Annotated in this window: 10 protein-coding genes, 1 tRNA gene and 1 other RNA gene; 6 read left to right on the forward strand and 6 right to left on the reverse strand. The window is 66.9% G+C overall.

The genetic code is table 11. The features are described from left to right. Positions 1-57: 57 nt before the first annotated feature. Both ABIE00_RS20450 and ABIE00_RS20455 read right to left on the reverse strand, forming a co-directional pair. Positions 58-969, reverse strand: coding sequence for a phosphodiesterase (locus tag ABIE00_RS20450; RefSeq protein ID WP_331569970.1), 912 nt, complete (start codon positions 967-969; stop codon positions 58-60). Positions 970-1,641: 672 nt separating this feature from the next. Continuing rightward, positions 1,642-3,123 carry a M23 family metallopeptidase gene (locus ABIE00_RS20455; protein WP_354262491.1) on the reverse strand — a complete coding sequence of 494 codons (1,482 nt, stop codon included), beginning with the start codon at positions 3,121-3,123 and terminating at the stop codon, positions 1,642-1,644. Between the two features lie 160 nt (positions 3,124-3,283). Here ABIE00_RS20455 and ABIE00_RS20460 point away from each other — a divergent pair, with 160 nt between their 5' ends. After that, positions 3,284-4,192: an oxygenase MpaB family protein gene (locus tag ABIE00_RS20460; protein ID WP_354262492.1), complete on the forward strand. Its 909-nt coding sequence runs from the start codon at positions 3,284-3,286 to the stop codon at positions 4,190-4,192. A 66-nt stretch (positions 4,193-4,258) separates the two neighbouring features. Here the strand turns inward: ABIE00_RS20460 and ABIE00_RS20465 are convergent. After that, positions 4,259-4,346: transfer RNA gene (locus ABIE00_RS20465), tRNA-Ser, on the reverse strand. 76 nt (positions 4,347-4,422) lie between these two features. Here ABIE00_RS20465 and ABIE00_RS20470 point away from each other — a divergent pair. The 5 genes from ABIE00_RS20470 to ABIE00_RS20490 all read left to right on the forward strand — a co-directional run bounded on the left by ABIE00_RS20470 (position 4,423) and on the right by ABIE00_RS20490 (position 10,771). Continuing rightward, positions 4,423-4,746: a YqfO family protein gene (locus tag ABIE00_RS20470; protein WP_354262493.1), complete on the forward strand. Its 324-nt coding sequence runs from the start codon at positions 4,423-4,425 to the stop codon at positions 4,744-4,746. A 96-nt stretch (positions 4,747-4,842) separates the two neighbouring features. After that, positions 4,843-4,939, forward strand: an RNA gene (ffs, locus tag ABIE00_RS20475) — signal recognition particle sRNA small type. A gap of 32 nt (positions 4,940-4,971) precedes the next feature. Next, entirely contained in the window at positions 4,972-8,631 is a 3,660-nt protein-coding gene (locus ABIE00_RS20480) for a DNA polymerase III subunit gamma and tau (RefSeq protein ID WP_354262494.1), read from the forward strand. 66 nt (positions 8,632-8,697) lie between these two features. Next, on the forward strand, positions 8,698-9,297 hold the full coding sequence (gene recR / locus ABIE00_RS20485) for a recombination mediator RecR (RefSeq protein WP_354262495.1): 600 nt from the start codon (positions 8,698-8,700) through the stop codon (positions 9,295-9,297). A 115-nt stretch (positions 9,298-9,412) separates the two neighbouring features. After that, positions 9,413-10,771 carry an aspartate kinase gene (locus ABIE00_RS20490; protein ID WP_331569982.1) on the forward strand — a complete coding sequence of 453 codons (1,359 nt, stop codon included), beginning with the start codon at positions 9,413-9,415 and terminating at the stop codon, positions 10,769-10,771. A gap of 69 nt (positions 10,772-10,840) precedes the next feature. Here ABIE00_RS20490 and ABIE00_RS20495 read toward each other — a convergent pair whose 3' ends face one another. From ABIE00_RS20495 to ABIE00_RS20505, 3 genes are all read right to left on the reverse strand, one after another. After that, a complete protein-coding gene (locus ABIE00_RS20495; protein ID WP_331569984.1) occupies positions 10,841-11,026 on the reverse strand; it encodes a hypothetical protein in 186 nt (61 codons plus the stop codon). A gap of 175 nt (positions 11,027-11,201) precedes the next feature. Then, on the reverse strand, positions 11,202-11,396 hold the full coding sequence (locus ABIE00_RS20500; RefSeq protein WP_395405379.1) for a hypothetical protein: 195 nt from the start codon (positions 11,394-11,396) through the stop codon (positions 11,202-11,204). 220 nt (positions 11,397-11,616) lie between these two features. Then, positions 11,617-14,055, reverse strand: coding sequence for a S8 family peptidase (locus ABIE00_RS20505; protein ID WP_354262496.1), 2,439 nt, complete (start codon positions 14,053-14,055; stop codon positions 11,617-11,619). Positions 14,056-14,192: the final 137 nt, after the last annotated feature.

Genomic DNA, 14,192 nt, shown 5'->3' on the forward strand with positions numbered 1-14,192 from the left:
ACCATTCCAGATCCGGCGGGGTTTCCGTATGCAGGGACGCTACTTCCGGGTGAGGCCCTATTTCCGGGTCAGCATGGGGCGCTTGGCCCCTTCAGGGATGCGGATGCCGGCTGCGGCCAGGCGGCGCTCCGTCTCCTCGGGGCTGACGTACTCGCCCACGGTGGGAGTGGTGCCCAGCGGCACCACCGAATGGACCACCGTGTGCTCGTAGACGTGCACCAGGTTGAAGGCCTGCCCGCCGTCGCGGCCGCGCGTGCCGCCCACCGGAACATTCAGGTCCTGGGTGTAGCACGTGGCTGAAGCCACGGAGACGGGGATGCCGGCGAAGCTCGCCGTCGTGGAGTAATGCAGGTGGCCGGCAAGGATGCTGCGGACATCCGAGTTGCGCACCACGGCTGCCAGGGACGCCTGGTCGCGGAGCTCCACCAGTACTGACAGGTCCAGGACTGAGGGCACCGGCGGATGGTGCAGGGCCAGGATGGTGCCGTCCGGCGCGGGCGTCTCCAGCTGCCCGGCGAGCCAGTCCAGCTGGTTGTCGCTGAGTTCGCCGTGGTGGTAGCCGGGCACAGACGTGTCCATGGTGATGACGCGGAGCCCGTTGACGTAGTAGCTGTGGTCGACGGGGTCGTCGTTGCCGTGCTGGTCGAACAGGCCGGCGCGGAAATTAGCGCGGTTGTCGTGGTTGCCCATGGCCCAGATGACCTGGGCGCCGAGGTCCCGGCATGCGGGCTCCACAACAGCGCGGAGCTTGGCATAGGCCTCGGGGTCGCCCTTGTCCGCCAGGTCGCCGGTGAAAATCACGGCTTCCGGGCGTGCGCCGGAGGCCTGAACCTCATCAAAGAGCTGGATCAGGCGGGCTTCGCTGTCAACTGCGCCGTAGAGGGGGTCCGGACCTCCCAACAGGTGGGTGTCACTCAGGTGGAGTAGAAAATGGCGTGGCCGGGGGTGCTCGGCCTCGATGAGCTCCATTGCTGCCTTCGCGGTAGTTAGGAAGCGGGGCGCCTCCTGTGTCCCTCTCAGTACCTTCCATCCAACCAGATAAAAAGCGAACTCGGGGGAAACGGGAGTTGGCATGTTGAAAAAATTACAACACCGCCGCCGCTCTCAGGCTACCTTCCTCGCTTTCGTTTCCTTGCGCGGTCACCGTCCGATGACCGCTTCATTGTTTCGCCGCGCATTGTGTGATTTTGCCGCGTTCCGCCGGCAACCGGCAGACAGTGGGCTAAGCGCCCGGCAGTTTCGCCTACAGAGATATGGGGAACTTCCCCGGTGGATTCCAGGCGGAAGACTCTTCCGGAACGTGCCCGGCTTACCGTGCGTGGGACGGCCTGAAAGGACGACGACGGCGTGCGGCTTCGCCGGGCGGGCCACCCACCCAGCGGATCCGGTACAGCCGGTACATCCGCCGTCGGCGGACGCATCCGCCGCCTGCGCGGCATCGCCGGCAGGGCAACCGAAACCCGGGTGTGTTCCGTCGGGTATCGGCGGAATCGTTTGGAGGGAAGTCACATCGTGCTCTCTCGCCGGGTACATAGCTGTCACTAATGACAACGGCGTTGGTCTCCGTTGCATTCCCTGGACCTCCTCACCATTTGGCTTCCCCGGCAAGCGAACAGCCCGACGGCGGGCACCCGCCACCGTTTACGGCGCTGCCGTGGGTCCCGCCGTCGGAACAGCTTCTGCTGCGGCCTTCGCCGCTGCCGCGGCAGCTTCCTCAGCTGGCGCGGCACTTGGCAAAGTCGAGGGTGGTGCCGGTTCCGACGTGGGAACTGGCGCCGGCGCCGGCTCGACGGGGGCAACTTCCGTCGGGGCAGGTTCGGAATTCGTGATCGGCGCAGAGGGTGTTGCCGGCTCGGTGGGTGTGGGCGGCGCGGGGTCGGCCGGGACCGCGGGGTCCGTGGGAGTCGGGTCAACCGGAGCCGGGTCGGCCGGCGGCGTCGTGGGAGGCGGGGTGGGCGTGGGAGTCGGCGTTGGGGTGGGAGTCGGCGTCGGGGTGGGAGTGGGCGTTGGTGTCGGCGTCGGGGTGGGCTTGGGCTTGGTCGTCGTAGGCGGCTTCGGTGCCGACGGTTTGGATGTGTGGGTGGGCGTGGGTGTTGCCGCCGGGCTGGACGTCGACGAACCGGAGGAGGTGGAACCGGAGGTCGACGAGCTGGCGACCAGCGTGGTACGTGCCGAGGCTGACGGGCGGCTGCGGGGATTGGCGACTGCTGCTGCGGTGACCGGGGTCAGTCCGTCGTCGGTGTTGTCCGGCCCGCTGTTGCCGGGGATGTTGGGGATGGCCCACCCATATGTGGTGGCGGCGCCGCCTTCGAAGCTGGTGAACACGGCGGGGGTCAGCTGGTCGGTTTGCCGGATGGGCAACAGGGTCCACTTCATCGGGTCCTCGTGCTGGCCGTTCTTGATCACCTCGAAGTGCAGATGGCAGCCGGTGGAGGATCCGGTGGTGCCAACCTCCGCGATGATCTCGCCCACCTTCACAAGGTCGCCCTTTTCGACGGCGATGCCCTGCAGGTGGTTGTAGGTGGTGATCAGGCCGTTGCCGTGGTCAATTTCCACCCTGTTGCCGCCACCCCACGGGTGCCACCCGGCGGCCCGGACCACGCCGGAATCGGCTGCATAGACGCGGGTGCCGCAGGCAGCAGCGAAGTCCTGGCCCCAGTGGAATTCTCCCAGTTCGCCGGTGATGGGGCTGCGCCGTTGGCCAAACGGTGAACTGGGGGTGAGCACTTCCAAAGGTGCCATGAGGAAGCCGGCTGCAGGCCGCTGCAGGGCGGAGGACGCCACCCCGGGAGATTTGGGCGTGCCCGCCTTGGCCGCCTTAACGGTTGAATTCGACACCCTCTGTCCGGTGGGAGTCTTCGCCGGCGCGGCGATGCCGGAGCCACTGATGGGGTACCCGGGCGCGGCGGTGTCCGGATCAAGGAGCTCCGGCCCGACGACTCCCGTGGGAGGGGCTATCGGGATGGCGGCACCCACGGGCTGCTGGATCGAGGCGGCGGGCCCCTGGAACCCGAAGGCAAAGACGGAGAAGCCGACAACCACGGCCGCGGAAAGGCTCCGCAAGGCGATCCGGCCTGGGCCGACCACCTTCGGTGTGTGCTTGTGTCCCCCATGATTTGCCACAGAATTCTCCTGAATCGATACCCGCCAAACTCCTATCTCGACGAGCGTGTCCTCCATTGTGGCCACAGCCCAAAGGCAGGCGAAACCCCTAAAACTGGGGGGCCAAAGCGTGCGGTTTCATAGGCTTAACCCCGCAGCTTCCGTCGGGAGACAATGGGATATGCGGACTTTCCTGACGGAATGGCAGGCAGAACTGAAGCGCACGCTGACCGGCAGCCCGGATGCGCTACCGGACTGGGCCCGGAAGTTTGCCGAAGGCGACGACGCCGGGTACTTCCTCCCCGGTTCTGCGGTGTGGGCTGTCCATGGCGGCGTGGCCACAATCGTCGGCGGCATCCGGTCCCTGCTGATGCAGAGTCTCCACCCCGGCGTCCTCGCCGGCGTGCACGACCATTCAAATTTCCGCGAGGACACGCTGGGCCGGCTGGCCCGGACCACGGCCTGGATCCACGCCCTCACGTACGGGTCCACCGCGGAAGCCCAGGCGGCCGCCTCGAGGGTGGTGCGGCTGCACGAGTCCGTCAACGGCACATATGTCGACGGCGGCGGCACCATCCGAAAATACTCTGCCAACGATCCGGAACTGGTGCGGTGGGTCCACAACACATTCACGGACTCGTTTCTCCGCGCGCACGAACTGTGGGACGGCCCCATTCCTGGCGGCCCGGATGCCTACGTCCGCGAATGGGCGGAGGCGGGCAGGCTGATGGGCGTGGAGTTCCCGCCAAAGAGCAAAGCCGCCCTCAACCGGGAGCTCAGGGAATCGCTTGCGGCCGGGACTCTCCGCGGCGATGAACGGGTCGCGGAAACGGTTGCGTTCATCCGGGATCCGCCCCTGCACCCCTTCCTGAAACCGGGTTACCGGATCCTGTTCGAGGCCGCCGTCCTGAGCCTGGAGCCTGAATACCGCCGGCTGCTCGGACTGCGGACTGCCCGGCTGGGTCCCCTGCCGCTGCCGGTGAGGCTGGCCGCCCGGGTGACCCTCGCCGTCGTCCGCTTTGCACTGGGGCCAGCCAGCCCGAGCCGGCTCGCCGCCCACGAGCGGCTCCAGAGGCTGGGCGTGGCGTAATCTCTTCCGCAGCGCGGCGGGAAACAGAAAACCCGGTCCTGACGAAGTCAGAACCGGGTTTTCCGATGGCGGAGAATGGGGGATTTGAACCCCCGAGGGCGTTAACCCAACACGCGTTCCAGGCGTGCGCCATAGGCCGCTAGGCGAATTCTCCAGCTGCTCTTGAACCAAAAGCAGATACTAGAATACCTGAACTTTCCGGCATCTCCCAATCGGCCCAAAATGGTGGCATGTCCCCGCTGCATGCACTCGTCATTTACGTTCCCGATTCCCACGCCGGGGCGGTGCTCACCGCCATCGGAGATGCCGGGGCCGGCCGGCTGGGCGGCTACACACACTGCTCCTTCACATCGCCGGGCACAGGACGCTTTACCCCCTTGCCCAGAGCCCGTCCGTACATCGGAAAGGCCGGCGAGCCGGAAGAGGTTTCCGAGGTCCGGATCGAGTGCCTCGTGGAAGAGCACGTACTCGACGCCGTGGTCGAGGGATTACGGCGGGCGCACCCCTATGAGGAGCCGGCGTTCATGAGCTGGCCCGTGAACGGGCACCGCTAGGCCGACGGCGTGTGCCCGCCGCCCGGCCCGCCGCCACCCCTCCATCACCCCGCCGGAGCCGATTCGGGCCACGCCCAAAGTTCGGGTAAAGTATCTGACGGCCCCTCATGTGGCGTCATCCTGTTGAACTCCCCCAGGACCGGAAGGTAGCAAGGGTAGATGGGCTCTGGCGGGTGCATGAGGGGTCTCTTATTTAATGTCAGTCCCTATAGGTAGGTTTTCCCTGTGACTGTTACAACTGCCCTTTACCGCAGGTACCGCCCGGACTCGTTCGCGGACGTTATCGGGCAGGAACATGTCACGGAGCCGCTGATGACGGCGCTGCGCAAGAACCGGGTCAACCACGCCTACCTCTTCTCCGGCCCGCGCGGCTGCGGCAAGACCACGTCCGCGCGCATCCTGGCCCGCTGCCTCAACTGCGCTCAGGGCCCCACGGACACCCCGTGCGGCGTCTGCCCCAGCTGCATCGAACTTGCCCGCGGCGGAGCCGGCTCCCTTGACGTCATTGAGATCGACGCCGCCAGCCACGGTGGCGTGGACGACGCCCGCGACCTCCGGGAACGCGCCACCTACGCCCCGGTGCGGGACCGCTACAAGATCTTCATCATTGACGAGGCCCACATGGTCACCTCGGCGGGCTTCAACGCCCTCCTGAAAATCGTCGAAGAGCCGCCGGAACACATCAAGTTCATCTTCGCCACCACCGAGCCGGACAAGGTCATCGGCACCATCCGGTCCCGCACGCACCACTATCCGTTCCGGCTGGTGCCGCCGGAGCCGCTCATGGCTTACCTCGAGCAGCTTTGCCACCAGGAAAACGTCCCCGTGGCCCCCGGCGTGCTGTCGCTGGTGATCCGCGCCGGTGCGGGCTCCGTGCGGGACTCACTGTCTGTGCTGGACCAGCTCATGGCGGGTGCCGGACCCAACGGCCTTGATTATGAGCTCGCCGTAGCCCTGCTCGGCTACACGCATGCCTCGCTGCTGGACGACGTCGTCGAAGCGATCGCCGCGTCTGATGCCGCCACGGTCTTCCGTGCTGTGGACCGCGTCATCCAGACCGGGCACGATCCCCGCCGCTTCGTCGAGGACCTGCTCGAGCGCTTCCGCGACCTCATCATCGTGCAGGCCATGCCGGAAAGCGCCCAGGCCATCCTCCGCGGCATGCCGGCCGACCAGATCGCCCGGATGCAGAGCCAGGCACACAACCTCGGCGCGGCCGAGCTGTCGCGCGCGGCCGACGTCACCAACACCGCGCTGACGGAGATGACGGGTGCCACCTCGCCGCGGCTGCACCTGGAACTTCTCTGCGCCCGGATCCTGCTGCCCAGCTCCGAACAGACCGAGCGCGGCATTGCTGCCCGGATCGACCGCGTGGAGCGGCGCCTGAACTACGCAGGGTCCGACGCCGGCGCTCCCGCCGCCGCGGCGGTTGGGGCCGCCTCTGTCGCACCGGCTGCCGCAGCGCCTGCTCCTGCAGCTTCGGCTGCGGTTGCCGCTCCTCCAGCATCGGCTCCAGCTCCTGACGGTCCTCCTCCGGCGCAGAGCTCGCCACAGCTGGGCCCGCCCACCATCCACGCGGCACCCGCTACTCAGGATGCGCCCGGCCGGGAAGCACCTGCGGCGCCGGCCGCATCCGGACGGGAAGCCCTGGCGGCCCCGCGGATCACCACTGGTGACTGGCCCATGGATGATGCCGCCGCACGCGACCGCCGTACGGCCCCGGACTCACACGGCGGCCAAGCCCCGGAGTCTGCCGCCCAGCGCCCCGCGGCTTCGCAGCCGCCGGCTTCTGCCCCGGGGCCTGACCAGGCCCACCACCAACAGCCCCAGCACCAAGAGGCCCCGTTCCAACAGGCGCCGCGGCCAGAGCCGGCAGCGGCTCAGACGGCTCAGGCGGTCCCGTCGGCTCCCGCGCCGCAGTCCAACGCCCGGCCTTCTTCCGGCACAGCCCCTGCGGGCATCCCCTCTGCCGCTGCACCTGCAGCCGGATCGCATGCCGACGTCGAGGTTCTCCGCCGTGCCTGGCCCGAGGTTCTGCAGACCCTGGCAAAGATCAAGCGGAGCACGTGGGCGCTCGTGGAGCCCAATGCCCAAGTGGGGCAGTTCGATGGCCAGGTCCTGACCCTTGTCTTCAGCACCTCCGGGCTTGCCGGCGCCTTCGGCAGGGCGGACCACTCGGAGAATCTGCGCCAGGCCATCCACAAAACGATCGGCATCGATTGCCAGATCACCGCGGTGGCAGGCGCCGGCAGCTCAGCGAGCTCTGAGCCAAACCCAAAAGCGCCTACTAGCCGGGATATCCCGGCTGCCACCACCGACGCCGATTGGGGCCTGACCCCTGCCTCGGATGGCCCCGCTCAACCGGTGCCCGCCCCGGCGCGCCCGGCGGCGGCAGCGGGTCCGGCGTCGCCGGCAGGAGCTGTACCGGTGTCGGCGGGTTCCATTCCTGTGTCGCCGGTCGCGGGTCCTGCGTCACCAGATCCGTCCACCGCGCCCGATGCCGGGGATGCTTCTCCGTCGTCGGCGGCCTCAGCGCTTTCCGCTCCGGAGTGGTCCGGGCCAAACATCACGGCGTCCCCAGCTAACACTGCCACACCGGCCAACACTGCCACCCCAGCGGGCGTGGGAAGCGCTGCCGGCGAAGCCAGCGCTTCTGCGCCGTGGGCCTCCGCCGCCCCTGCCGCCACGGGCAGCGTTGCTGGAGCAGCAGGCAATGCACCGGACGCGCCCGCCGAGCAGCCGGTTGCCGCCCAGCAGCCGCCCACGCGGGTTGCCGCACAGGAGACGGCCCACGGTTTACGGGAGCAAGCCGGCGACTATTCCTACCCGGATGACGACTGGGGCCCTCCGCTCGACGAGGACGCACCTCCGTTGGACGAAGAGCCTCCCATGGACTGGGAGCCGTCGCGCCAGTGGCAGGGCAGCCCCACACCATCGGCAGCGCCGGAAATCAAGGCACCGGAAATCAAGCAGCCTGTCAGGGCCGCACCGTCGGCGCCGCAAATCCGTGCAGAGGCTTCTGCCCCGGCGCAGGCGGAACGCCAGCCCGCTCCAGACACCTCTGCCGATCCGTGGTCCCGCGCTGTGGAGCAGACCCCCGGCGTGTGGGCCCTCAGTTCCGAGAGCAACGTCGGCACATACCAGGAAGCGGCTGACGACCACGGCGACGAGGAGTCGACCGGCTCCGCTGCACCCGTTTATGCACCGGCCACCGCCCAGCCGCCGAACAGCGGCGGCCCGGTAGTGGGCGCCACGGTTGAGAGCACCACAGTTGAGAGCGCCACCGTTGAGAGCACCCCTGCGGAGCGTGCGCCGGATACTGCCGGGCACAGCGCCCCGGAGTTCGAACCGGCCTACGCCATGGCGTCTTCCCCGGCCGCTGTCAGCCACGAGTACGGGGTGCCCACCCCAGCCCAGGGTGTCCGCGCACCCGCCGTGACTGCTGCCACCGATGCCGCCCCGGTCAGGGTGCCCGTGTTCGCATCCGGCCCAGGACCGGCGATTCAATCAGGACCCGCGATTCAATCAGGACCCACAATTCAGGCAGGACCGGCGGTTCAGTCGGGGCCAACAGTCCAGGCCGGGCCAACAGTTGCCGTTGCCCGCACCGTTACACCGGAGCCGGCAACGGAGGCTCCCGCCAGGGGCAAGCTGAGCCTCTACCAGAGGCTCTCCAACAGCCCGGAGGCCGAGGCGGGCCGGGCCAAGGCGCCTGCGCGGAGCACGGAGGAACCTGCGCCATTCGTGCAGGACATCCCCAGCGCGGACGACGAAACCATCGAGGAATCGGGCGTCTTTGGCCGTGCCGCCGTTGAGCGTATTCTGGGCGGAAAGCTCGTCGAAGAACGCTCGCTGGACGGCAGCCCCCTGATGCCCCGGTACTAGCCCGCAACGTCCCGGCGCCCCGGCTGGCGGCACCGGCCAACTTTCAACCAAGCAATCGAGGAAAACGTGTACGAGGGTGCAGTTCAGGAGCTGATCGACGAGCTCGGACGCCTGCCCGGTGTGGGGCCGAAGTCCGCGCAGCGACTGGCGTTCCACATCCTGGAAGCAGACCCCCAGGACATGAAGCGGCTGGTGGAGGCCATCACCACCGTCAAGGAACGGGTCAAGTTCTGCGCCGCATGCGGCAACGTGACCGAGCAGGAACTGTGCAACATTTGCCGCGACCCGCGGCGTGACCCCTCCGTCATCTGCGTCGTCGAGGAGTCCAAGGACGTGCTGGCTGTGGAGCGCACCCGTTCCTTCCGGGGCCGCTATCACGTGCTCGGCGGGGCCATCAATCCGATCGCCGGCGTCGGCCCGGAACAGCTGCGGATCCGGGAACTCCTCAACCGGCTCAGTGACGGCGCCGTCCAGGAAATCATCATCGCCACCGACCCGAACCTCGAAGGGGAGGCCACGGCCACCTACCTGGCGCGCATGCTGCAGTCCATCGGGATCGCGGTCACCCGCCTCGCTTCCGGGCTGCCCGTAGGCGGTGACCTCGAGTACGCGGACGAGGTCACCCTGGGCAGGGCCTTCGAGGGCCGCCGGAACGCCCTCACCTGACGGCAAGGGTCACAATTCAACAGCGGGCGGACCACAGCGATAAACTGGGTATGCCGCCGTGCCGCAAGGCCGCTTGGCCTCCAGAACTCCAATTTGATCCAGTGAGGGTGCACGCATGAGTATGCCCAGTACCGATGTGAAAACCGAACCGCAGCCGCAGGAGCTGCCCGCAGACGCCGCTGTCACCGCGCAGCTTATTGTGCAGAAGTTCGGTGGCTCCTCGGTGGCTGACGCTGACGGCATCAAGCGCGTGGCCCGGCGCGTGGTCGACGCCCAGAAGGCCGGCAACGAAGTCGTCGTCGTCGTCTCCGCGATGGGTGACACCACTGACGAGCTCCTTGACCTTGCCGCCCAGGTCACCGACGCAGCTCCTGCCCGCGAGATGGACATGCTCCTTTCCGCCGGTGAGCGCATCTCCATGGCCCTGCTGGCCATGGCCATCAACAAGTTCGGCGCGTCCGCGCAGTCCTTCACCGGTTCCCAGGCCGGCATGATCACGGACGGGATCCACGGCAAGGCCCGGATCATCGACGTCGACCCGCATCGCATCCGCACCGCCCTGGACAAGGGGCACATTGCCATCGTCGCCGGCTTCCAGGGCATGACCCGCTCCACCAACGAGATCACCACCCTTGGCCGCGGCGGGTCGGACACGACAGCAGTGGCCCTCGCCGCCGCCCTTGAGGCCGATGTCTGCGAGATCTACACGGACGTTGACGGCATCTACACCGCGGACCCCCGCGTCGTTCCGTCAGCCCAGAAAATCGACCGCATCTCCAGCGAGGAAATGCTGGAACTGGCCGCCTCCGGGGCCAAGATCCTTCACCTCCGGTGCGTCGAATACGCCCGGCGGTTCGGCGTGCCGCTGCATGTCCGTTCCTCATTCAGCCAGAACGAAGGCACCTGGGTCCTGCCCGGCGCCGATGACAAGATCACGACTCAAGAGGGAGTTGCCTTGGAGCAGCCAATCATCTCCGGTGTTGCACACGACCGCTCGGAAGCAAAGGTCACCGTCGTTGGTGTTCCGGACATTCCGGGCAAGGCAGCCGCGATCTTCCAGGTCATCGCGGACGCACACTCGAACATTGACATGATCGTCCAGAACGTCTCGACGCACGGCACCGGCAGGACGGACATCTCCTTCACCCTGCCCATCGTCGAGGGCGCCGACGCCCTCGCCGCCCTCCGTGCTGCACAGACCGAGATCGGGTTCGAAAGCATCGAGTACAACGAGCAGATCGGCAAGCTGTCGCTGATCGGCGCCGGCATGCGCTCCCACCCGGGCGTTTCGGCCACGTTCTTCAAGGCTCTGTCCGCCGCGGGCATCAACATCAACATGATCTCCACGTCGGAAATCCGCATCTCCGTGGTGACCCACGCCGACCTGCTCGATGACGCCGTCCGCGCCATCCACAAGGCGTTCGACCTGGACAGCGAAGCCGTCGCCACCGTCTACGGCGGCACCGGCCGCTAAGGCCTCCGCAGTGCAGAAGAAGCCCGGTGCGTTTGACGCACCGGGCTTCTTCAATTCAAAAAGGGCCCCTCACTTGTCCAGGTCGCTCTTGCGGACAGCATAGTGGTGCCCCTCCGAGTCGGTCTCGACTTCGAACTGGGCCAAATCATCCTCTGAAGCATGCTCATAATCGTCGTGCAGGTGAACCACCGGAGCAGCTGTATCGCCTACGGCGGCAGGGCCGAATACGAATCGGAGCCGGTCTGTCAGGTTCATGAAGCCAGTGAGCACATGTGCCACGTGTCCCACCCCCTTCCCTGCTTGATGGCGTCAGAGCGTCTGCCCTTCGACTGCCAGTGCCCTTATTTTACGCCGGGACCACGGAAATGAACCCCGGCCGGCAATCCTTCAATCGCCGGACCGGAGCACCGGCAACGGCCTTCAGCAATTCCTAACGCAGGGACTTGTCGTCAGGGTTGCGGGGTACGACGTACGTGCTGCCGTCCGGACGGTGAACGGTTTCCCACTGCTGCGTCTCGGCCTCGCGCTGCGCGAGCAGCTTGCGGTTCTCCTCGGTCATGTCGTGCACCAGCGAACTCCTGTTGGCTGGGCCAAACACCGCCCTGAGCTTACCGGTTGCCCGCATGAACCGCTGTGCGCCGTTCTCTTTTGCCACGCTACCCACTCCATTCCGGGTCGACTGCCACTATCAAGGATACACGAATGATTCGTACACTAACGATCGCCGGTCCGACGCTTTTCGCTGCCCGGCATCCAGCCGGAAAATGCACGACGCCGGGACTCACCAGCGGTGAGTCCCGGCGTCATCCGTGCTGGAATTAACGGCACTTTTTGAATTGTCAGAGCTAGGCCACCGGCCGGACCGCCACCGGCGAGCGGACGGTGTTGTCGCCTGAGGTCCACGTCAGGGATCCGGTGGAGTACGCGTTCAGCGCAGCCCCCGCGGTGGTGAACGTTACGGTGAACGTGGCGCTTTCACCCTCAGCCAGCGTTACCTCTGCCGGACTGACCGTGGCGGTGATGCCCGGGACGCTGATCGTCGCCCGGTACGTTCCTGCCGTCACCGCCGTGACCGACCTCGTGACCGTCTGGCTGCCGGACATGGCGCCCAGCGCCACAGACGGAAGGTTGACGTCCTTGGCTGCGATGGGGGCGACGCCAAGGTCGATTCCCTGTCCCTGGAGGAAGCCCATCCAATCGCTGATGCCCGCGTCGTACACGAGTCCCGGGGAGTCGAACCGGGCGGGATCAACATGGCCGGCGCCCTGGGCAAAGACGTCATGCACGTCCGTGCCCTTTGCATCGACCAGGTCGTAGGCCGTGGTCATAATGGCGGACTTGACGGCTGCCGGCGACCACGTCGGGTTCTTGCCCAACAGCAGCGCTCCCGAGCCGGCGATGTGCGGCGACGCCATGGACGTGCCCGACAGGAACCCGAAGGTCTCGCCCTTGAAGCCGACCGGCGAAACCGCGGCCAGCACTGCCACACCCGGAGCGGTAACGTCAGGCTTGAGCAGGTCGCCGTTGGACGCCAGGGTGGGTCCGCGCGAGGAGAATTCGGCAATCTGCGGCACGGGCGGGGGTTCGGCTCCGGTGGTGTCGGTCGCCTTCAGGCTTGCCGTCATGCCGGGGGTCGCCTTCACCACGTCCTTGATCTTCGGGTCGCCCACATGCACTGTGGGCACACTGTGCAGATCGGCGTCCAGCGAACCGGGCGTCAGGTTGACCAGGACCATGCCCACGCCGCCTGCGCGCTTGACCTCGGCGCTCTTGTCAACGCGTGCCACAACGCCGCGGTCGCAGACAACGATCTTGCCGGCAACCTTGGCGGGGTCCAGCGAATTCGGCGCGCACAGCGCCGCGTCCGCAGCCAGGGCGGCGGCCGTCTTCACATCCACGGCCAGCACGATCGGCTTGGAGTCCACCTCGCTGCTCATGACACTTGCACCGGCGAACTTGCTTCCGTCCGACAGTTCCGCGGTTCCGCGCAGGGTGTTGTCGAACGTCGAGGCTGCAACGCTGGTGATCCAGGGACCTGCATGGTTGACGGTCGAGGCCGTCGGGCCGGAGTTGCCGGCGGAGGCAGCCACAAAGATTCCGGCGGCCGCGGCGTTGAGGAACGCGAGGGAAACGGCATCGACAGTGGAGTTGTTGTTTCCTGAAATGGAGAAGTTCAGCACGTCCACGCCGTCGAGGACGGCATCCTGGATGGCGTTGAGAATGTCTGATTCAACGCATCCGGTAGCCTCCGGAATGGCTCCCTCCCAGCAGACCTTGTACACGGCAATCTTGGCCGCGGGCGCAACGCCTGAGCTCTTGCCGAAGTCGCGCCCGCCCGCAGTCTGGGTGACGTCGCTGTTGCCCGCTGCGGTGCTTGACGTGTGGGATCCATGGCCGTTGACGTCCAGCGGCGAGAACTTCTCACTCGGGGAGCGGAACTCCGGAGGAACGGCCGCCTTGTACGCCTTGTCGTAGAACCTGGCGCCGATGACCTTGCTGTTGCATTCGGTGCCGTCGAACGAGTCGCCGGCCACGCAGTCACCCACGAAGGTCCCGCCGTTGGCCTTGCGCATGGCGATCACGTTGCCCTGAAGGCGGTACGGCACGCCCACGTCCGGGGTGCCGGAGAGCGGGTCGACGGTGTCTCCGGCGAAGAACGGGTTGTCGGGCGTGTAGCCGGTGTCCAGCATGCCGACGACGATGCCCTTGCCGGCCTCATCGGTACCGCCGAACTGCTGGTTCCACACGCCGTCGCCGCCGGGCAGGCCGAGGAAGTCCGTGCTCGAGTAGTCCGGCTTGCGCATGCTGTCCGGGACCACGGCCAGCACGTCGGTGTCACCGGCGAGCGCCTTCGCCTGGGCGGCGGAGAGGACTGCGCTGAAGGCGTTTAGGGCCAGGGTGTAGCTCCTACTGATGGTCACGCCACTGGACGCCGCCGCCTGCCGCTGTTTGGCCTTCAGGTGGGCATCGTATTTGCGAGAGTTGGGGCCGGAGGGGTTCAGTTTCTTCCCTTTCGGCACGGCGGTCCCGGGGATGCCTGGTACGCCGCCGGAGTAGGTGGCCAGCGGTTTGTCCTTGAGCATCACGATGTAGTGGCCGTCGTCGAGCGGGGATGCTGCCGGCTGCAGTGCGGATGGCAGCGCCGCGGCTGGCTGCACCGAAGCCGGTGCAGCAACCGTTGGTCCGGCGAGGCCCTGGCCGATGACCATGGCAAGGACGGCGGCAAATATGGCCGGCAGTCTTCTGCTGTGTCCGGGGCGGGTAGTGGATTGCTGAGGGATCATGGGGGATGCCTTCCTTTGTTCAGGACCTGTAGACCTTCGGTCCCACGAACTGGACGCTCTGCCCCCCATGGGCGTCATCACTATCTGTTTATGCCGCGCACCCGTTGATGTCAGAAACATACCGCGGACGCCCCCAA

It is taken from the genome of Arthrobacter sp. OAP107, from assembly GCF_040546765.1.
Classification (GTDB): Bacteria; Actinomycetota; Actinomycetes; order Actinomycetales; family Micrococcaceae; genus Arthrobacter.